Raw genomic sequence first — 19,021 nt, 5'->3', positions numbered from 1 at the left:
CATCGTCGACAGGTGTTTTAGCTATTAAAAAAATGAATTTGATGAGCAGGCAAAAAAAGCCCCAAGTAGGGTGGTAAAAATCACAACCTTATTCGGGAAATTTTCACGATCTTTCAGACAATAGAGTGTTTCGGTCACAACCGCCGGGGATGATCCCGCGACACAGATCAGCCAATGGTCACTTTCGACCGGTCCATTTGAATTAGCGACGTTCATTGTCGTTGGCATAACCTGCCCCTTCATCTCGTTACCGTCAGCTCCGTATTATGAACTAACCTATGTGTCATTGTGTTGCAAACAAATTTGTTGGTACTCATGCTAGCCGCATTCTGGTGCTGATATACGAAGCCAGTGGCTCTGTCATCGGCTTCAGTTGCTCATCATCCAAGGGAGTATCAGACCTGACAAAGAACAGCCCACTCTCAGGGTTATGGCTGATGGATAACTCTGATTGCCTCACAGAACTGGACCACTGCAAACGGTAAAAAAAGATGGACCAGTTCAAGTTTAAACGCTGCTCATACCCATGCTCTGCCAGCTGTTTCAGGTACAAGTCCGGGTCAATGACCTTCTGGCTTTCGCCAGAAAAATGCGTCGTGACCAATCCTGGCTTGAGCGGATCAAAACTGTAAGCCTGCTCGATTTCCAGTGCGTGCTGGTCGTAACTATTGCGGCTTAGCTTGTACACAGTGGAAAAATCGTCGCCCGCTTGACCTACCAATGTAAGGTAGATTTCGTTGAAATCCCGTCTGCGCTCAAGCCTTTCCTCGAGCGAGAGCTTTCTTTTGAGCTGCTCTATAGCGCTGGAGGAGGCCAGATAGTAATAAAACTGCTCCTCTTGAGTCAGATAGTGATTACGAACAATGATGGGACTGTCATCACCATAGTACTGTGCCATGCGTTGAATTTTTTGATCGCCTTGCGCGATTGCCTGTTCAAGCGCCACAGTTTTCAAATCAAAGTCTTCATCCGAATGCAGGAAACAGGGAAAGTATTTCAGCTCGGCAGTAAAGTTAGCGTCGCGATTTACGGTGCAGGTGTTGCAGCCTCTGGCGCAGGTACAATGCTGGAATTCAAGCTCCAACGGTGTATCTGCATAGCGATACACATCACGCCTGAAACTCCGTTCTGTAAGAGTCAGCTGGTCACTTAGACGCTCGCGCAGTGCATCCAGCCGGTAGAAGTATCCATACAGATGATTCAGTTCTTTGGTTAACAGCAGCTCCAAAAACTTGATCCGCGTTGCGCCAAGCTGTAGTGCGTAATCCAACACAGCCTGGATGGCTTCATCTGATGTATTCAGACCTTTCAATAGAACAAAGTTAAGCTTGAAAGGGATACCTGCCGTTTGCAGCTTCAGCAAATTTTCTTTTACGCGGCGGTGCTCGTTGTGACGAAGTGGCGCGTTCGGCTTTTGTATATCCTGCACAATCTGGTTATAGGCATGCTCTTCAAGGCTATGCATAGAAATGTTAAAGCGCATTTTGCCGGGATAAGCTTGCAGGCGGGCCAAAAGTTTTTCGGTCAGAGCCAGCCCATTGGAAACAAACGTGATGTCAGGCAGATAGCCTATTGATTCCATGTAATCGAGACAGGCAACAATCTTATTCGGGTTGAGCAAAGGCTCTCCACCGGTAAACGTAAAATCCTGATAATTCAACTCATGGAATTGCCGCAGAACGTCAAATAGCTGTTCCTGTTGGGCAGCAGCACGTGCTTTGCCCATCTCCATGCCTTCTTCATGGCAGAAGAAGCATGCGTAATTGCACTTTTCAGTGATCGAGAAACGAACAGAAGGTTGATAGTGTACCGATTTGAAAAAGCGTTCTGAACCAGATTCCTGATAGCCGGCATGAGTCAGGCGATCTACCGGAGGGGATACTCCTTCACTGAAAAACAGCTCAATCCGTCTCAGATTTTGATCTGCCAGCTCTTTCTCTAATTCAATCAGTGCGGGGAGAGGATCACCTGTTGGAAGCCGCGTGACTTCAACATGAGCTGTTTGCCCGCTCTGGGATAACTGGTAGTCCATGAGGTAGTGTCGTCCTTTTCAAACAGCTATCTATCGCTTTCAGATTACACAACAATCCAGCCAACGACAATTGATCCCATCGGAGATGAAAAGCAGAGTCGCCTCCAGGTTGGAGAAAGCCTGTGCCAGCACACAGGTGAGAAGCCCCGGCGGGGCTCTAAGCTCCCCCTTTATTCATCCGTCAGACTTTTTCAGGAACATCAGCGCTTACCCTCACGCATCATCTGCATTCCCATACGCTGCTGCCACCGCAATACCAAAGGGTTGGTCAGCGCTTCCTGTGCCAGTACATGAGAGGGTTCAGAGGCATGCACCCCCTGGATGTGAACCCCGTCACTGATGATCAAGCCGACCGATCCATTCAACTCCACAGCCTGAGGGGCAACCAGCCACAACACATCAACGAAAGGTGCCAGTGCGGCAAAGCGCTGATACAACGCATGCGTGTTATCGACATCCTGCATGATCACAAAGCCGTGAATGAGCGGCAGGCGATGCCCGTCAGGTAGCACACTGCAGACGGCATCCAGCGCAATGCCCATTACCTCAAGTTCCTGAGTATTGGAATCAAAGCGGTATCTGAGCAGTCGCTGTGCCAGTTGCTGTTCCAGTATTGCGGGGTAGTGCATCTCCAACAGCTGGCAGACGAGGCCTTTGAAACGTGCTCCTTGGGTTTCAGGCAACTGCTCATCTACCGCTACACTTTCAACAAAACCGCGAGAACCCCGTCCACGCGCGGTTTTACCTCGCAATACCGGCCGATGATGAGACCAGATGCAACGGATTTCACGCAGACTAATCGCGCGATGTAACACTCGCTCGGCCACGGCTTTCCATATTTCGGGCGGCGTTGCTCTCACCACTCGGATCAGAATTTCGACCTGCTCGGCGCTGACCGTTGGCTCTAACTGATCAAGCACTGGCGCATCGATCGCTTGCTTGAGCAGCTCTCGTCGCAACCAGGGCCAGTCTTTGGCGATAGCACGATAGCGCCAGGCGGCCGTCCGCTTGATTCCGATCGGCTCCACCAATTGCTCCAGCCAGTGCTGTCCCCCTGAACGCTGCTTGGGGTAACCCAATAATTCCAACCGTCGGATCGCCTGTCCGATCATAGGCCAGCTCAGGGTTGGATTTTGCTTCGAACTGAGTAGCGCCAGCACGGCATCCATCGTCATCTCTTCGATATTGAGGTCGTGCTTGGCCATCACAAAATGTCTCTGAATATCATAAATCCATTCGACTGGACTTAATTGTTTATTCCATTACACTCATTTCACATGGCCTCGTCAAACACAAAAAAGACGACCGAGTGTCTTCACCACCAAGATCCAGGAAGAACGCTATGGATGCTGCGCTACTGATTGTGGACCTGGAAGCGACCTGTTGGGAAAACCATATCGCCCCATCAGGGTTCCGCCAATCCATTGATGAAATGGAAATCATTGAGTTTGGCTGTGTAATAGCGACCCGCAAGGGTGAAGTTCTGGACAAGCGCTCGTTTCTGATCAAACCACGGGACAATCCCGTGCTGAGTCCTTTCTGTGAGCAGCTGACATCAATCACTCAGGCGATGGTAGATGATGCGCCGTTATTCGTTGATGCCGTTTCTGAGCTGGATACGTGGTTGAGTGCCTGGCCAGAACTGCGTGCATGGGCCAGCTGGGGCAATTATGACCGCCGGCATATCACCGCTCAGTCCAGACGTGAAAACCGTACACCGGGCTTCATGCGTCTGCCCCATCTGAATCTCAAGTCGATTTGGAAGCACACGACAGGCGAGCGCAAACGCAACGGGCTGGGGGCCGCTCTCAAGTACCACGCACTGGCATTTGAGGGTCAGCCCCATCGCGGGATTGACGATGCCTGCAATATGGCGAGGCTGCTGCCCTATATGGACTGGTCATTGGCATGCTTGGCACGCACTGAAGGGCTTGAACCGTGAACGACTCGACCGAAAACAGGGTTAGCAAGGCCACCCCCTACCAGGTAACCGCGATTATCCGGGATGTGGAATGCCTGTATTTTCATCCCCTCCCCGGTTGCGAGACACCCCATGAACCCTTTATGCGTATTCATGCCACGGTTGTGGAGGATTTCAGTCAGCGGTTTGATCCGGGTGACTGGATTCTTACCTCCAAGGTTTTGAGCAGCGAGACCGATGACACGAAAACCGACTTCATCACACTGGGTGGCAGTCGTTACCGTACTCTGGGCAGGGAGTACAGCTGTCATCATTTTTATATGACCCGCGAAGTAGCCAGGCTCTGTTTGAGTGGCGCCGGTGCCCAAGCCATCAGAACACTGCGCCCCAATGACTACATTTCAGTAGAGAGCCTGCACTGAGCAATCGATCACCCAGGATAACGACCATGACACTCAACATGATCATCAGTGGCGGCCAGACCGGGGCTGATCGTGCAGGATTGAACGCCCAGCCCACAGAGTCCAGAGGATCATGATATGCAGCCTGGCTTCGCCATTCTGATGACCCATCAGCGACTGATGACGCAAGAAGAGCAAAAACTATCACTCCTTTCACACCAAACCTCTGTGATAGACTGATCAGTGTTCAGACAGGAGTCACCATGGCAAGTCAGCATCACGATACCGGCTATAAAGAGGTCTTCAGCTACCCAGAGTTCGTTCAGCAGTTGATCGAAGGCTTCATGCCATCCGAGATTGCGCAGATCATGGACTTCAGTACACTGAAAAACCACAGCGGTAACTACATCACGCCCTTGTTCGAGGAGAAGTTCGAGGATGTGGTCTGGTCGGTCGAAGTGACCTGGGACGGTGTCACCCAACAGGTTTACCTGTACATCCTGCTGGAGTTTCAATCTCAGGTCGACAGGAGCATGCCGATCCGGCTGATGCACTATGTGGCCTGCTTCTACGATCATCTGTTGAAGCACAAGGACACCACCCCCTCCCAGGGACTTCCACCGGTGCTGCCAATCGTTCTGTATAACGGCTCGCAGCGCTGGACGGCCAAGCAGGACATCTATGATCTGGTGCAGCCGGAACCACCTGCGTTTCTGCGAGTCTATCAGCCGCATCTGCGTTACTATCTGGTGGATGAAGGCCGCTACAGCGACGCAGAACTAGGGCTTCATCCCACACCGCTGAGCGGGATGTTCAGCGTCGAGAATGCCGGTGACAGCTGGGAGTCATTGCAGCGTGCCGTAGACCGCATAGTCGCCATCATTCAGGCTGATCCTCACAAGGATCGGGTGGATAAGATCGTCACTCGCTGGATCAAGCGCCACCTTAGCCGTTTGGGCGCGGATGTGAACCTGGAACAGCTCAACAGCTTAGTCGAGGATAAAGACATGTTAGCCGAGAACTTGGAAAACCTGGTCAAGAAAGAGCGCCTTCAAGGGGAGCAAATCGGGGTCCAACGTGGACGGATGGAAGGCCGCATGGAAGGTCGCATGGAGACAATGCGTGAAACAGCCCTCGCTTTGCTTGAATTGAAGTTTGGTAGCCTGCCTGATTGGGTGGCTCAGCTGATAAATCAAGCTGATGCCTCTCAGCTGGATGCCTGGACGAAAGGTGTACTGACAGCCGATGGTCTCGAAGTACTGATGGGTAAGCACTGACTGGCATGCCAGCCGACTCGACTGATGCAGTATATAGTTTACCGCTACGGCCAGATGTTGAGACATAACGACGTCCTTTCAAGGCTACACCTCAGCCGCTTGGGCGTGGGCCTGAAACTTGAGCAGCTGTGACCCTCATTGGACATAGGGGCTGCATGCGCATGTGTTCAGTCATATCATGCGCTACATTCCTAACAGGCACGCAGATACCACTGTGAGCACCTCATCAAGCCACTGCTCACTGAACTCCTTGACTGGCTCAGGACCATTGAGCACTTCTCGACTCCCCCTCGGACCTGCCAACCTAAGGTCATTTCATGTGTAAAAACACCTTTTCAATTTGTGACAAAACCAATTGTCGAAAAGTGATGAAAAGTAGTATTAAACCAGAGACCACATCGCGCACGACCCACACAACATGCTGATTTTACGTCACTTTAAGGGAATTATAACTGATACGGGACATTAGCTTCTTCATTCTCATAACCCGAAGGTCGTTGGTTCAAATCCAGCCCCCGCTACCAAATTTTAGAAGGCGGATCAGGTACTTACCGGTCTGCCTTTTTAATTTATAGCTGAATGAATTCAAATCAGATCCTATACAGCTAACGCCCACTCTAGTTTGCACGTGAATCTGTCGCCACATCTCCAAACCTAAGACGATAGAGGAGGAGCCGATGCAACAGGCGATACTTATCGTGGACTTGGAAGCCACCTGCTGGGAAAACCAAATCGCTCCATCTGGATCACGCCAATCTGTCCATGAAATGGAAATCATTGAGTTAGGTTGTGTGGTGGCAACGTGCGCTGGGGTGATACTGGAAAGTCGCTCATTTTTGGTTCGGCCACAGATCAACCCAATACTCAGTCCATTCTGTCAGCAGCTGACCTCGATTAAACAGATGATGGTCGATCAAGCGCCCGTTTTTGCAGAGGTCGTACCCGAAGTCGATGCTTGGCTCCGTTCCTGGCCGGATCTCAGGCTGTGGGCCAGTTGGGGCAACTATGACAGGCGTCATATCGCGGCTCAATCTGCACGTGAAGACTGCATGCCTACCTTCATGAGACTGCCTCATCTTAACCTAAAGAGCCTCTGGAAAATGACCACTGGCGAGCGCAAGCACAACGGCTTAGGAGCGGCTCTTAAGTTTCACGCCCTGACATTCGAAGGCCAACCGCACCGAGGTATTGATGATGCTCGGAATATGGCCAGATTGCTCCCGCAAATGGATTGGTCACTAGCAATTATGGCGCGGACTGATGGTGTTGAAAAATGAGAGCTTATTACCGCGCTTCAGTTCTGATAACTAGCGCTCAACAGCCAGCTTGCATGGCATAACTCTTGAAGTAGAAAACCTAGAGGTTGCGCTGATCACTACAAACATAACTAACAAACCACTTCCGACCTTTCACTCCAATAAAAAACTCCGCCCCTGCGCAACCTCTAGGGCATCAGAGCCTCCCGATTGGTCTTTAAGCGCCACTCCTGAGAGTTTTCGTGTAAAAGACTCCTTCACCAGCCAGATCAGTCTAGTTGCCGCCTCTTCGACACTCTGTCCCCCGGGTCGAATATTCGAGATACAATTACGTGCCGCATCGGTTAAACCGACTCTTGGGGCATAGGTATAATAGATGCCCAAACTATCCGGTGAACTCAAACCCGGTCGTTCGCCCACTAGCAGGATGACGGCTTGGCTTGCCAATAACTCACCCACCTCGTCCCCTAAAGCCACGCGTGCTTGCTCAACAACACAGACGCTAGAAATCGTGATACTCAAAGCCTGAAGAGCTGATTGAATCGCGAGCAACATGGGGACTGCCTGCTGCTGTACCGCTGTCGAAGACAGTCCATCTGCAATCACCACCACGACCTGGCGCCTATTGTGTTGGAGCCCAGGCAGGGTCGCTAGGCGTTTTAGCTTGGCGGCAGAATCCGCATCCAAACGCCGACCCAAATCCGGCCTTTGCAGATACAGGCTGCGATCTTTCGCTTGTGAATGCAATCTAAGACTCGGCACGCCCTGCTCAGCTAGATCCTGCTGCAACTGCTGAATATCCAAGGGTAATTTCACGGCATCACGCGCCTGAGCATGAGCCGATTGGAACTCTAATAAAGCCTGCGTAGGTAGGCTCACCCCACTTCTCCCCAAGCCGATACGCGCTGGGGTATGACGTCTTAAACTGGCCCAAATATTTGGTGTGACTAGCGCTTGATTAAAGTCCGACATCGCATCCCTCCTTCACAACTTAGCCTGTAAATGAGCCAGGGCACTGGGTAGAGTATGACCCGTTAAAAGATTGTGCTGATCATCCATAATCCCCATCTTTTGCAGCCAAGTCGCAAACTCCGGGGCAGGCGCCTTATTCAGCACCTTGCGCACATAAAGAGCATCGTGGAAAGAAGTGGTTTGATAATTGAGCATAATGTCATCGGAGCCAGGGATCCCCATAATGAAATTGATTCCCGCCACCGCCAGCTGCGTCAGCAACATGTCCATATCATCCTGATCCGCTTCCGCATGATTGGTGTAACAGATGTCGCACCCCATCGGCAGGCCTAACAGTTTTCCACAAAAATGATCTTCTAACCCGGCACGAATAATCTGCTTACCGTCATAAAGATATTCAGGGCCGATAAAACCGACGACACTATTCACCAATAAAGGCGAAAAATGCCGCGCGACTCCATAGGCACGTGCTTCACAGGTTTGCTGGTCTAAGCCATGATGGGCATTCGCAGACAGCGCACTACCCTGACCGGTTTCAAAATACATCACATTATTGCCCACCGTCCCACGCCCTAAGGCCAATGCCGCTTGCTGTGCTTCCTGCAACACCGACAAAGACACACCAAAGCTTGCATTCGCCGCCTGGGTTCCTGCAATCGATTGGAAGACAAGATCCACAGGCATACCACGATTGATGGCTTCTAGATGTGTCGTCACATGGGTTAAAACGCAGGATTGAGTTGGAATCTCATAGCGTTGAATCACTTCATCGAGCAAACACATCAAGCGCGTCACTGCATGATAGTTATCGGTCGCCGGATTGATGCCGATCACAGCATCACCATTAGCATAGAGCAGACCGTCTAACAGACTGGCAGCCACCCCTGCAGGATCATCTTTAGGGTGATTCGGTTGTAAACGGGTGGATAACCGGCCTTTTAAGCCTAATGTATTGCGAAAAGCACTCACCACCTCGATCTTCTGAGCCACCCGAATCAGATCCTGAATACGCATGATTTTTGAGACAGCCGCGACCATCTCAGGTGTTAAACCCGATGCCAGATTGCGCAAGCTTGCGGAGGTGGCTTGTTCGGAAAGCAACCAATCTCTGAAATCACCGACTGTTAAATGCGCAACCGGAGCAAAGGCCTCCGCATCATGACGATCCAGTATCAAACGTGTGACCTCATCTTCCTCATAGGGAATCAGGGCCTCCTGAAGAAAACGTTTCAGCGGCACTGCGGCGAGGGTCATTTGAGCCGCCACCCGCTCTCGTGCATCAGTCGCCGCCACACCCGCTAGGCAATCACCTGAACGTAACGGTGTAGCCTTCGCCATGAGGGTTTTAAGATCATTGAATCGGTAGCCGGTACCGCCTAGAGAGGTTTGATAGCCCATGGCCTTGCCTTGACATCGGAAACGAATTTTCTTGAAAGGAATGAAAAATTCATGCCAATAGCTTAACTTATTGCTTTAAAGCCCTCTGTCACGCTTACTCAAGGTAACTCGCTGATATTGCATCGGATAGCGCTGAACGCACAGAGGCAAAAAACTCAAAAAAGGAAGGCTCTAAATTCAGAGGCGAAATGAAGCGGTTGAAAAGTGGCTAAAAAGTGGCTGAAGCTCGATCCCTTGCACCAGGATGCGGCCAAGATAAAAAACTTCGCGCAAAAAAACGCCTCAACTTGAACAAGCGAGGCGTTAGCGTCTTAGGATTTAAGTGTAAAAGTTACTTCTGCGCGTCGGTCAGAGTTAAGCCCTTTTCCTTCCAGAATTTAGCCGCTCCTGGGTGGACAGTATTCACAATCCCCTCCAGAGCACCTTCCACGGTCATAGCCGAAGCCGCGCTCGAAACCGTTTGCATAAACGCCAAACCTTCCTCTGAGTAGACCTTGCTGACCATGTCATAAATCATTGCTTCTGACATATGACGGCCCGTTACCCACAAAGCCGAATCCTGAATGGTGACCACATCATAATTAACGTTTGGATAGGTTCCGGCTGGAATGGTCACTTGTGCATAATAAGGATGATCCTGGAACAGTGTGCCTTTTTCAGCGGCTTCATGAACTTGCAGCAAACGTACGCGGTTGCTGGTCGCCGCCTGAATCACGGATGCATTCGGGAAACCGGCAAAAACCCAGAGTGCGTCGATCTGACGGTCACCCAGTGCCGAAGCACCTTGGTTATAACCGATATACTGCGGATTGATCTTATCCCACAAACCCACACCTTCAAAAAAACGCTGCGCTGAAGCCGCCGCGCCTGAACCTGCAGGGCCAACCGCAACGTTTTTACCAGCCAACTGAGCCACATCGGTAATGCCGGCATTGTCCAAGACGATGAGATGCGCAGGTGCACCAAACATATAAGAGATGGCCTGAACATTACGGTACTGACGTGTGTCTTCGGTCAATTGACCCTGAGCACCGAGATAGAGATCACCTGAATAGACAATCCCAAAATCGGCATCACGCGAGTTCACACGACGCAGGTTCTCCACGGATCCTGCAGAAGCCATGTTAGACACATCCACACGCTCAAGATTGCGCGATAGATGGGTGGCAATGCCGTTGGCAAAAAACTGGAAGGTTCCGCCATCCGGCCCACCGGAGAAGGCCAAACGCTGAACCGACTGGGCACTGACAACCGGTGCGAGAGTCAGGGAAATAGCCGCAACCGCTGCCGCAGCCATACCCAGGAAACCGGAAGATTTTTTAAAACTCTGTTTTTTTAAGATCGGTTTTGTGAACATAAGGTTTACCTCGTTTGTAATTATGATGAGCAAGCATTTTTGCTTAAGTCAATCCGCGCTCAGAAAGCTCCTCTTTACCAAGGCGGATCCACCCAGCAGGCTCCAAACAGGCTGAAGCCTTACAACAAATCAAACTCTGACCGTCAAAACGGGCACCTCGGCTGCGCGTATCACACGCTCAGCCGTAGAACCGACTAGAACCTTTTCAATTCCAGTCCGCCCCGCAGTGCCCAAGATGATGAGATCAACCGTTTGATCTTTGGCCTGACGCAGGATCTCCTCTTCACTACGTCCGATGACAACATCCGTTGTCACGTCAATACCCTCTGCGCTGGCAGCAGCCAGATGGCGTTGACAAAAATGTTTCATATCTTCAATGGCATGCACTTCCACTTCCCGCGCAAACACCTCCATCACTTCCGCCGGTAACCGTCGACGACGCTTATCGGTCAGCTCAGTGATCACATGCAAGACATGCAAACGTGCGCCCGACAAGCGCGCCAACTCCAGGGCATGCAGCACAGCGCAGTCGGAGGCTTCAGAGAAATCGGTGGCCAATAAAAGGGTGCGATACAACGCCATAACACGGACTCCTTAAGACACGACTGAAGAGGGGGTGAGCGGTTGCGCTGGGCGAGCATCACGCTGCAACCAGAAGACCAAAGCCACCAGGGCTAGGCCCACGGCATCCGAGATCAGGCTCGGCCAATAAAGTGCCAGAGTGGCGGCCCCTAACAGCACCCACTCCGCCGGCGTGGTTTTGCGCCGTACATAACCGATCGCAAAGGCACAGAAGGCGATCGTTCCCATCACCGCCGAGCTATAAGCGATCAGGATTTCGGTCAAGGAGCCATCGAGCAACATGGCCGGAACAAAGGCAAACAGCAGCGGCATGATGTAGAGCATCTTGGCAAACTTGAATGCCGTCCAACCGGTTTTCCAAGGATCCGATCCGGCAATCGCTGCCCCCGCATAGGCCGCCACACAGACAGGTGGCGTGATGTTAGAGTCTTGTGACAGCCAATACACAATCATATGGGCGGCAATCACCGCGACACCAAACTCACCCAAAGCGGGCACGGCCAACACTGCCACAATGAGATAAGCAGCCGTCACCGGCACTCCCATCCCCAGCACTAAGGACGCCAAAGCCACCAATACCAGGGCTAAAAAGAGGCTACCACCGGCCATAGAGATAATCAGGTCGGAGAACTTCAGACCCATTCCGGTCAGTGAGATCACCCCAACAATCACCCCTATTACCCCCATGGTTGCGCCCACAATCAGGGTATTACGCGCGCCGATCTGAATCGCTTCCCAGATCTCTTTGGGGCCCATGCGTGTCTCTTTACGCACCCAGCTCACGGCAATACAGGACAACATCGCCCAGAAAGCAGCATTCCCGGCCGATCGACCCGATAAAAGCAGCACGGTGATGATGACCAGCGGTAAGGCAAAGTACCAACCGGCTTTTAAAGCTTCTTTCCAATGCGGCAGCATTTCACCCGGTGTGCCAATCAAGTTGTGCTTTTTCGCCTCAAAGTGAACCATCATAAAGATCGACAGGAAGTAGATGATGGCCGGTCCAATCGACAGAACCATGATGGTGGAGTAAGGCGTGCCGGTGAGTTCCGCCATCAAGAAACCGCCCGCTCCCATGATCGGCGGCAAGAACATCCCACCTATAGAAGCCGCAGGCTCAATCGCACCTGCGACTTGTGGTTTGAAGCCGGCACGTTTCATCATAGGAATGGTAAAAGCACCCGACGAAACAGTGTTCGCAATCGCACTTCCGGAAACCGAACCAAAGAGTGCCGATGAAATAACCGCCACCTTAGCCGGGCCACCTGCGGAGCGGCCGGCCAGTGCAAGGGGCAGTTCAATAAAGAATTTCCCAGCACCGGATTTCTGCAAAAAGGCACCAAAGAAAATGAACAAAATCACATAGGTCGCCAGGACACTGGCCATGACGCCAAACACACCATTGGTGGTCAAGAATAACGAGGTTGAAAGACGCTCGATGCTAAAACCACGGTGTGCAAACAACTCTGGCAAATAAGGGCCAAACAGACCAAAGGCCAACATCCCCAAACCAATCAAGGTGATCGACCAGCCCAACACACGGCGGCAGACTTCTAGAGACAGGAGTAAGCCGACCATACTGACTAGATAATCCAGCTCATGCTCAGCCCCTGCGCGGTAGTTAAGCTTTTCAAACTGGCTGATCCAATAGATCACCGCCGCGCTGACCATGACGCACAGGATCACATCACTCATCGTCGGTGCATGGGTAAAGCGTTTCGCTAACCACTGATCTAAAGGCAGCAGTAGTGCCGCAAAAGGCAGGGTGAGTAACGCCACCCAATAGAGCTCGCCTAGATCCTGAGACAAGGCCAATGACCAACCGTCATACTCTGCCGTTTCTTTCAGCAACATTACCTGCTGGTAAAGGGCATAAGGAGACTCATAGACCCAGAAACAGCTCAGCAGCAGCGAGAGTAAAAAACCGGTTAGTACCGAGAGCGACATCGCCATAGGGCGACTACCGGCTGGATACAGCAGGAAAACCAGTGCGAAGGTGATCAATACATACACACCCAGGTGATACTGAGTGCTGAGGGCTTTAAAACCCGCACCGTAGAAATAAATCAGAACCATGGAAGCGCCGAGCGCGGCAACTAAGAGCTTCCAAAAACCCTGAAGTTTGCGTTCCGACTTCGCGTCTTTCTCCATCAGCTCTTTGAGCTTCGCACGCTCTTGTGGACTGAGCGCATCGAGGGATTTATCGGTTTCAGACATGGTGTACCTCAGAAGGCGTATAGCGCATTTGGATTTATAGTTATCAACACGCATCCATCTACGTGTCGCGATACTCCTTCTAAGCACAGGTTATGCCAAAACCAGAAAATAGACTCAACACTATGTTTTAAAATGATTTTTTATAAAGGAAAATAGGAGAAAGAGAGAGAAATGAGAGGAAGTTCACCCAGAGCAGAAAAAAGATGGGTGGAACTCCACCCATCCAGCAGATCAAACACCTGGCAACCGTGATGAAAGGCTTTGGAATCGAAGCCAAAGCTTGGAACAGATCGATTTATTTAAAATCTTTTTTATCCAAATCATATTTACGCATCTTGTCATACAGCGTCTTACGCGCCAACCCTAGGCTGTCCAGGGTGTCTTTGATCGAGCCACCATGGCGTGCCAGTTCAGTCTGAATCAGCGTTTTTTCGAAATGCTCAACCTGCTCATGTAATCCCATCGGTGAGGTGTTGGTTTGCGTGATCGGACGATTATCAAAATCAAATGTACAACTTTCACCCAAAAGCACATAACGCTCCGCCAGGTTGCGCAACTCACGTACATTTCCGGGCCAATCGTGCAACATCAATCGATGCATGCGCTCTGCCGAGAGAGGCAATACTTCACGCCCATACTGTACCGAAGCCACCAGGGCAAAATGCTGAAACAGAAGAGGGATGTCTTCTTTACGCTCGCGCAGTGGCGGAATCTCTACCCGCAACACATTCAAACGATAATAGAGATCTTCACGAAACTGCCCCGCTTCACACAACTCACGCAATTCGGCTTTACTGGCTGCAATCACACGCAGATCCAAGGGGATAATTTGATTCGAGCCTAAGCGTTCAATCTGGCGCTCCTCAAGCACGCGCAGTAATTTGATCTGCAAAGACATCGGCATGCTTTCAATTTCATCGAGAAAGAGTGTGCCGCCGTTCGCATGCTCAAGTTTACCAATGCGACGACTGCGTGCATCGGTAAAAGCACCGGCTTCATGCCCAAAAAGCTCACTTTCAATTAAAGCTTCAGGCACCGCGCCACAATTAATCGCGACAAAGTTTTTTTCCTGACGTGCACTGTGCTCATGAATAAAACGTGCAATCAAGTCCTTACCACAACCGGTTTCAGCCATCAGCAGAAGATCGGCTGAGGTGTCCGCGACACTGGCCAAGAGCCGACGCAACTGCTGCATCTTCACCGATTTTCCCAAGATGCGTGGACCGGGTGCGCTCTGTGCTTCCAACTCCCAACGCAGTTGGCGGTTTTCCAGAGTCAAAGTACGCTTTTCCAAAGCCCGCTTAACCACATCCAGTAACAGATCTGAAGCAAAAGGCTTTTCGATAAAATCGTAGGCACCATCACGAATCGCCTGAACCGCCATGGAAATATCCCCCTGCCCCGTAATCAGAATCACCGGCAGATCGGGATCAATAGTTTGCACGCGGCGCATCAGCTCCAAGCCATCCATCTTCGGCATATTGATGTCAGTGATGATGACCCCTGGCCAATCCTCATGTATCTGACTTAGGGCTTCACTGGCTTCTGCACAGGTTTGTACGGCATAGCCGGCCAGATCCAGCGTTTGCCCCGCCGCTAAGCGCACATGTTTTTCATCATCAACCAAGAGTACAGGATGGAGCATGGTCAGGAGCGTCCTCAATTAATCACTGATTTTTTACTCAGGCATCACCGCTTTACGCAAGCCTAAACTAAACACTGCACCGCCTTCAGGGTGATTGATGGCACGTAATTCGCCCTGTAAAGAGTTCACGATCCGTTGTGAAATCGGCAAACCTAAACCCAATCCTTGACCGACTGCCTTGGTCGTGTAGAAGGGTTCAAAAATACGCTCTAACTCCTGAATACCCTGACCAAAATCACGGAAGTGTACCCAGTAATACTCAGCATCTTCACTGAGGTGTACCTCAATGCGTTTAGTCGGTAGAGCATCCATCGCATGGCTGGCATTGGTCAAGAGGTTCACAAACACCTGCTCCAGACGCAAGGTATCGCCGAGAACATACACCTCCTCCAAACGCTCAGGCCAACTCACCTCTACCTCCTCTTTGCGCAAGCGCCCAGACAAGATCGACATGGCGCCATCACGCACCGCCTTTAAACAGAGGATCTCATTTTCACCGGCACTCTTGCGGGAAAACTCTTTCAAAGGATGAATGATTTTAGCCATTCGCTCCGTCAGCGCACTGATCTCCTGAAGATTTTCCGACACCGGCTGTAACCGGTTACGCTCCAAAAACTCTCGAGCATTATCTGCATAATGGCGAATGGCGGTAAGCGGCTGATTCAACTCATGGTTGATACCGGCCGCCATCTGGCCCAGAACGGCCATTTTGGCAGTTTGAATCAATTCATTCTGGGTATTTTCATGGCGCTGGATCTCCTCCAACAAGCGCTCGTTGGTTTCACGCAGATCACGCGTGCGCTCCTCCACGCGTGATTCCAGAGCGCGGTGCTCACGCAGCTGATAGGCCTCACGCTCTAGGCGTAAACGATAGCGTGACCAAACAATCCAAGCACTCAGGCAGATCAGCAGATAGACCAAGGCCGCCTGCAAAGCGGCTAACACCATCTTCTGCTCTACCGGGCGCAGATTAGCCAAAATAGAGACCTGCAGATCCGTATCCGGTATAGCACGAGTCATCTTCAGATAAGACTCGGCCCCGCGTGCCTCCATCGCCTGGCCCCGAGTGGCCGAAGGCTCTAACAGCTCGATAATCTGCTTATGCGCACTCAAGCTGACGCGTTGTGTCAGAGCCAGAGGCTCAAGGGTTTGATTAATATAACGCTGGCTGGCTTGAATACGCTGCAGATCGGCTGCCGACAGGGGACGCAGAGTGCGGAATTTCCATTCTGGACGGGTAGAGACAAAAATCACTTCATCCTCATCAGTCACCAGAATATCCTGTAGCGGGTCACTCCAGTAGTCCTCGACATCATTCACATCTATTTTTAAAGCCACCACACCGACAATCTCATCCTCGGCATAGATCGGATAGGTAAAGAAGTAACCACGCTGCAGTGAAGTGGTTCCCAACGCAAAATACTGCCCCGCTCGCCCCTGCATCGCGATCTGAAAATAGGGCCGAAAACTGAAATTGCCACCGACAAAAGAGTGCGGCAAACCCCAATTACTGGCGGCAATCGTCAAACCTTCACTGTTCATCAGATACGTATCGGTCGCCCCCAAAATACGATTCATCTGCTCCAACATCTGATTCACACGCAAACGCTCGGCCTCAGTTTCAGGATAAGGCAAAATGCTGGCCATATCGGAAAAGGTCGACAACAACTGCGGCAGATCTTTATAACGATCGAGCTTCTGCTGCACGCTAATCAAATAACGCGTTAGATCAGCATCCACCTTACGCTCCAACTCAGAGAGCGCTTGTGAGCGACTGAAAAATGCCGCTTGCCACACAATTAAACCTAATAACAGACACAACGTCAGCAGGATGCCTACCCGCAAAATGGGCGAATCTAAACGCAGACTGGGATTTAAGGGCGTCGACATGAGTAGGTCTCAAAAAGATCAATATAGCGCTAAACTTTGCAGTGTAACGTCTCTGGCCTTGAGATTCAGTTTTAGTACCAGAATAGCCTTCAATAAAAACAGAAAAAGCAGAAAATAACAGATTTATAACCTCAGAATATTTGCTAAACTCTCGAAATATCAAGAGGAAGGCACAATGGACAAGCCAGAACTGGAAATTGTTTCAAACACTAAGCCGGAACCAGAAGGGGAACGCATCCAGGCAAAACGTGAGATCTCTTCGATGCTTAAGCAAGTCTCGGAGCGCATTACCGCACTCACACTGGAACCGGCTGACACGCCCTACTCTTTAACCGCCTATCTCAATGAGGTAAATCTGGAAGAGGGTTATCTGGCATTTGATCCGCCCTTACCGGAAAACCGCCGTCACCTCCTGGCCAATCGTTTGGTCACACTCATTACCCGCCATAACGGTTGCCGCCTAACTTGCCCTGATCTGACGCTCACTAGCCATGTTGAAGCGAATGGTGAGCTGCAATACCGAGCCAGTTGGCCAGAAGAGGTCTTTTATCTGCAAAGACGGCGCGCCTACCGTGCCCCTGTACGCCCCCTACTCGATATTATTGCGCATTTACAAAACGAAGTGACCGAGAAAATGACCGGGCGCTTACGTGATCTCTCCGTCGAAGGTTGTCGACTTGAATTTAGCGGGCAATTACCTGCAGGTGAGGCCGTGCTGACTCAACCTTTAAGCCTGCTACTGTGTTTTCCCAATGGTGAAAGTTTTGAACTCAAGCTCCAACCCTTACGCTTGGAGTATCTAGCCGACAAGAATCTCTCTTACCTAGGCTGTCAATTTGACGATCCTTCAGCGCACCAACGCCAGCAGTTAAACCGCGTAGTCGGGGATCTACAACGTGATTTTATTCATTTCTCGCGTCAGGGTACGCTAGAAGGCACCCCCACTCTTTTTATTCCTCAACGTCAGACTATTCTGGCCGAGATGAAGCCGGATCTTGAGGCTACTGAGCAGGCTGCAACCACTGAGACAAACGCTGAGAAAGCCCCACCTAGCCCTGAAGCGACCAAAAAATCACGCACACAAGCGCCTGTTCAGCCACAACGGGCCTACGATGCCGGCATCATCGCCATTAAACATCTGGCGGTAAAATTCCGTGCCGGACAAACCTTACCTCTAAACGAAGCACTGGATGCGACCGATCAACTCTTACGTGCCTGGCAAGAGGATCGCCAAGCCTTATTGATTCAACGCTTCCGACGTGATCGACAAAGCCCTCTCTTTGATCACAGCTTAAGTGTGGCACTCCTGTTAGTGGATGTGGTGGCGCGCCAGTATCCCGATCAAGTGCAATCACCCACCCTGACCGGTTTAATCCTGGGCGGCTTCTGTCATGATCTGGCTTATAGTCTGCTCCCTGGAGGTTTAACCTACCAAACGGGCTTGGCTGCGGAAGAGGAAAAACAGGCCTTACGCAAGGCCCACCAACGTTTAGTCGAAGCCTTAAAAGAGTGTCGTGACATCACTCCTGAAGCGCTCAGAATTGTCACAGAAAGCCATGAGCTTTTAGATGGTGAAGGCTGGCCACAAGGACTGGCGGGGGATCATCTGTCTAAAATCGGTAAACTCAGCGCCTGTATCAATGCGCTGGATCGCTTCAGCCATATCGAGAAGAAAGGCTATCTCATCTACCATCCCTTAGCCGGCCTCAGACATTTATTGCAACAGCCAGAGAAGTATCACAGTGGGAGCGTCAAGTTTTTGTGGCGACAGCTGGGCAAATATCCTCTTGGCAGCTTGGTGAAACTGAGCGATCAAAGCCTGGCTCTGGTAATGCGCCAGGATGAAGACGGCCTGCCCTTGCATCTTCGGCGTGTGTATCAGCTTGATCAACACACCCACCTCCCGCCACGCGACCTCTACCTGCCAGAGAGTGGCTTAGAGATTCTCGGCTCCAGCCATCCACAGCTCTATGATCTGGATTTGGATTTGCTGCGACCGGCTCTGCGCACCGAGCACTAGTGCGCTGCCGTCCTCGTCCGTGGTCCTATAAAAGGTCCTGTAAAAGGTCCTAT

Annotated in this window: 14 protein-coding genes; 5 read left to right on the top strand and 9 right to left on the bottom strand. The window is 51.2% G+C overall.

Features of this window, described 5'->3' with window-relative positions:
* Positions 1–313: 313 nt before the first annotated feature.
* A complete protein-coding gene (locus E1H14_RS08215; protein ID WP_149390967.1) occupies positions 314–2,032 on the bottom strand; it encodes a radical SAM protein in 1,719 nt (572 codons plus the stop codon).
* A 200-nt stretch (positions 2,033–2,232) separates the two neighbouring features.
* Positions 2,233–3,237, bottom strand: a complete 1,005-nt coding sequence (locus E1H14_RS08210; RefSeq protein ID WP_149390966.1) for a hypothetical protein — start codon at positions 3,235–3,237, stop codon at positions 2,233–2,235.
* Between the two features lie 137 nt (positions 3,238–3,374).
* Here E1H14_RS08210 and E1H14_RS08205 point away from each other — a divergent pair, with 137 nt between their 5' ends.
* The 4 genes from E1H14_RS08205 (at position 3,375) to E1H14_RS08190 (ending at position 6,908) form a co-directional block, all read left to right on the top strand.
* Positions 3,375–3,974 carry a 3'-5' exonuclease gene (locus E1H14_RS08205; RefSeq protein ID WP_149390965.1) on the top strand — a complete coding sequence of 200 codons (600 nt, stop codon included), beginning with the start codon at positions 3,375–3,377 and terminating at the stop codon, positions 3,972–3,974.
* A gap of 122 nt (positions 3,975–4,096) precedes the next feature.
* A complete protein-coding gene (locus E1H14_RS08200; protein ID WP_149390964.1) occupies positions 4,097–4,375 on the top strand; it encodes a hypothetical protein in 279 nt (92 codons plus the stop codon).
* A gap of 242 nt (positions 4,376–4,617) precedes the next feature.
* Positions 4,618–5,631: an Rpn family recombination-promoting nuclease/putative transposase gene (locus E1H14_RS08195; protein WP_149390963.1), complete on the top strand. Its 1,014-nt coding sequence runs from the start codon at positions 4,618–4,620 to the stop codon at positions 5,629–5,631.
* A gap of 677 nt (positions 5,632–6,308) precedes the next feature.
* Positions 6,309–6,908 (top strand): 3'-5' exonuclease, encoded by a 600-nt coding sequence (locus E1H14_RS08190; protein ID WP_149390962.1) that lies wholly within the window; start codon positions 6,309–6,311, stop codon positions 6,906–6,908.
* Between the two features lie 132 nt (positions 6,909–7,040).
* On the opposite strand, the gene eutC is transcribed toward E1H14_RS08190, so the two are convergent.
* The 7 genes from eutC to E1H14_RS08155 all read right to left on the bottom strand — a co-directional run bounded on the left by eutC (position 7,041) and on the right by E1H14_RS08155 (position 16,948).
* The gene (gene eutC, locus E1H14_RS08185; protein ID WP_149390961.1) at positions 7,041–7,859 is read right to left on the bottom strand and encodes an ethanolamine ammonia-lyase subunit EutC; all 819 of its coding nucleotides are present in this window, start codon (positions 7,857–7,859) and stop codon (positions 7,041–7,043) included.
* Between the two features lie 12 nt (positions 7,860–7,871).
* Positions 7,872–9,257, bottom strand: coding sequence for an ethanolamine ammonia-lyase subunit EutB (locus tag E1H14_RS08180; protein WP_149390960.1), 1,386 nt, complete (start codon positions 9,255–9,257; stop codon positions 7,872–7,874).
* Between the two features lie 331 nt (positions 9,258–9,588).
* Positions 9,589–10,614 carry a TAXI family TRAP transporter solute-binding subunit gene (locus E1H14_RS08175; protein ID WP_200834067.1) on the bottom strand — a complete coding sequence of 342 codons (1,026 nt, stop codon included), beginning with the start codon at positions 10,612–10,614 and terminating at the stop codon, positions 9,589–9,591.
* A gap of 129 nt (positions 10,615–10,743) precedes the next feature.
* Positions 10,744–11,196, bottom strand: a complete 453-nt coding sequence (locus E1H14_RS08170) for a universal stress protein (protein ID WP_149390959.1) — start codon at positions 11,194–11,196, stop codon at positions 10,744–10,746.
* Positions 11,197–11,208: 12 nt separating this feature from the next.
* Positions 11,209–13,413: a TRAP transporter permease gene (locus tag E1H14_RS08165; protein WP_149390958.1), complete on the bottom strand. Its 2,205-nt coding sequence runs from the start codon at positions 13,411–13,413 to the stop codon at positions 11,209–11,211.
* Positions 13,414–13,708: 295 nt separating this feature from the next.
* Positions 13,709–15,058 carry a sigma-54-dependent transcriptional regulator gene (locus E1H14_RS08160; RefSeq protein WP_200834066.1) on the bottom strand — a complete coding sequence of 450 codons (1,350 nt, stop codon included), beginning with the start codon at positions 15,056–15,058 and terminating at the stop codon, positions 13,709–13,711.
* A 33-nt stretch (positions 15,059–15,091) separates the two neighbouring features.
* A complete protein-coding gene (locus E1H14_RS08155; protein ID WP_149390957.1) occupies positions 15,092–16,948 on the bottom strand; it encodes an ATP-binding protein in 1,857 nt (618 codons plus the stop codon).
* A 175-nt stretch (positions 16,949–17,123) separates the two neighbouring features.
* Here E1H14_RS08155 and E1H14_RS08150 point away from each other — a divergent pair, with 175 nt between their 5' ends.
* On the top strand, positions 17,124–18,968 hold the full coding sequence (locus E1H14_RS08150; RefSeq protein WP_149390956.1) for a flagellar brake protein: 1,845 nt from the start codon (positions 17,124–17,126) through the stop codon (positions 18,966–18,968).
* The last annotated feature ends 53 nt before the right edge of the window (positions 18,969–19,021 follow it).

The sequence above is a fragment of the Nitrincola tapanii genome, from assembly GCF_008368715.1.
GTDB classification, from domain to species: domain Bacteria; phylum Pseudomonadota; class Gammaproteobacteria; order Pseudomonadales; family Balneatricaceae; genus Nitrincola; species Nitrincola tapanii.
Note: the sequence above shows the minus strand (reverse complement) of the source record. Positions and strands in the feature narration are given on the sequence as shown.

Excerpts from the sequence above, each read along its gene's own strand:
- E1H14_RS08215 (WP_149390967.1), bottom strand. The coding sequence starts at position 2,032 with ATGGACTACCAGTTATCCCAGAGCGGGCAAACAGCTCATGTTGAAGTC.
- E1H14_RS08210 (WP_149390966.1), bottom strand. The coding sequence starts at position 3,237 with ATGGCCAAGCACGACCTCAATATCGAAGAGATGACGATGGATGCCGTG.
- E1H14_RS08205 (WP_149390965.1), top strand. The coding sequence starts at position 3,375 with ATGGATGCTGCGCTACTGATTGTGGACCTGGAAGCGACCTGTTGGGAA.
- E1H14_RS08200 (WP_149390964.1), top strand. The coding sequence starts at position 4,097 with ATGCGTATTCATGCCACGGTTGTGGAGGATTTCAGTCAGCGGTTTGAT.
- E1H14_RS08195 (WP_149390963.1), top strand. The coding sequence starts at position 4,618 with ATGGCAAGTCAGCATCACGATACCGGCTATAAAGAGGTCTTCAGCTAC.
- E1H14_RS08190 (WP_149390962.1), top strand. The coding sequence starts at position 6,309 with ATGCAACAGGCGATACTTATCGTGGACTTGGAAGCCACCTGCTGGGAA.
- eutC (WP_149390961.1), bottom strand. The coding sequence starts at position 7,859 with ATGTCGGACTTTAATCAAGCGCTAGTCACACCAAATATTTGGGCCAGT.
- E1H14_RS08180 (WP_149390960.1), bottom strand. The coding sequence starts at position 9,257 with ATGGGCTATCAAACCTCTCTAGGCGGTACCGGCTACCGATTCAATGAT.
- E1H14_RS08175 (WP_200834067.1), bottom strand. The coding sequence starts at position 10,614 with ATGTTCACAAAACCGATCTTAAAAAAACAGAGTTTTAAAAAATCTTCC.
- E1H14_RS08170 (WP_149390959.1), bottom strand. The coding sequence starts at position 11,196 with ATGGCGTTGTATCGCACCCTTTTATTGGCCACCGATTTCTCTGAAGCC.
- E1H14_RS08165 (WP_149390958.1), bottom strand. The coding sequence starts at position 13,413 with ATGTCTGAAACCGATAAATCCCTCGATGCGCTCAGTCCACAAGAGCGT.
- E1H14_RS08160 (WP_200834066.1), bottom strand. The coding sequence starts at position 15,058 with ATGCTCCATCCTGTACTCTTGGTTGATGATGAAAAACATGTGCGCTTA.
- E1H14_RS08155 (WP_149390957.1), bottom strand. The coding sequence starts at position 16,948 with ATGTCGACGCCCTTAAATCCCAGTCTGCGTTTAGATTCGCCCATTTTG.
- E1H14_RS08150 (WP_149390956.1), top strand. The coding sequence starts at position 17,124 with ATGGACAAGCCAGAACTGGAAATTGTTTCAAACACTAAGCCGGAACCA.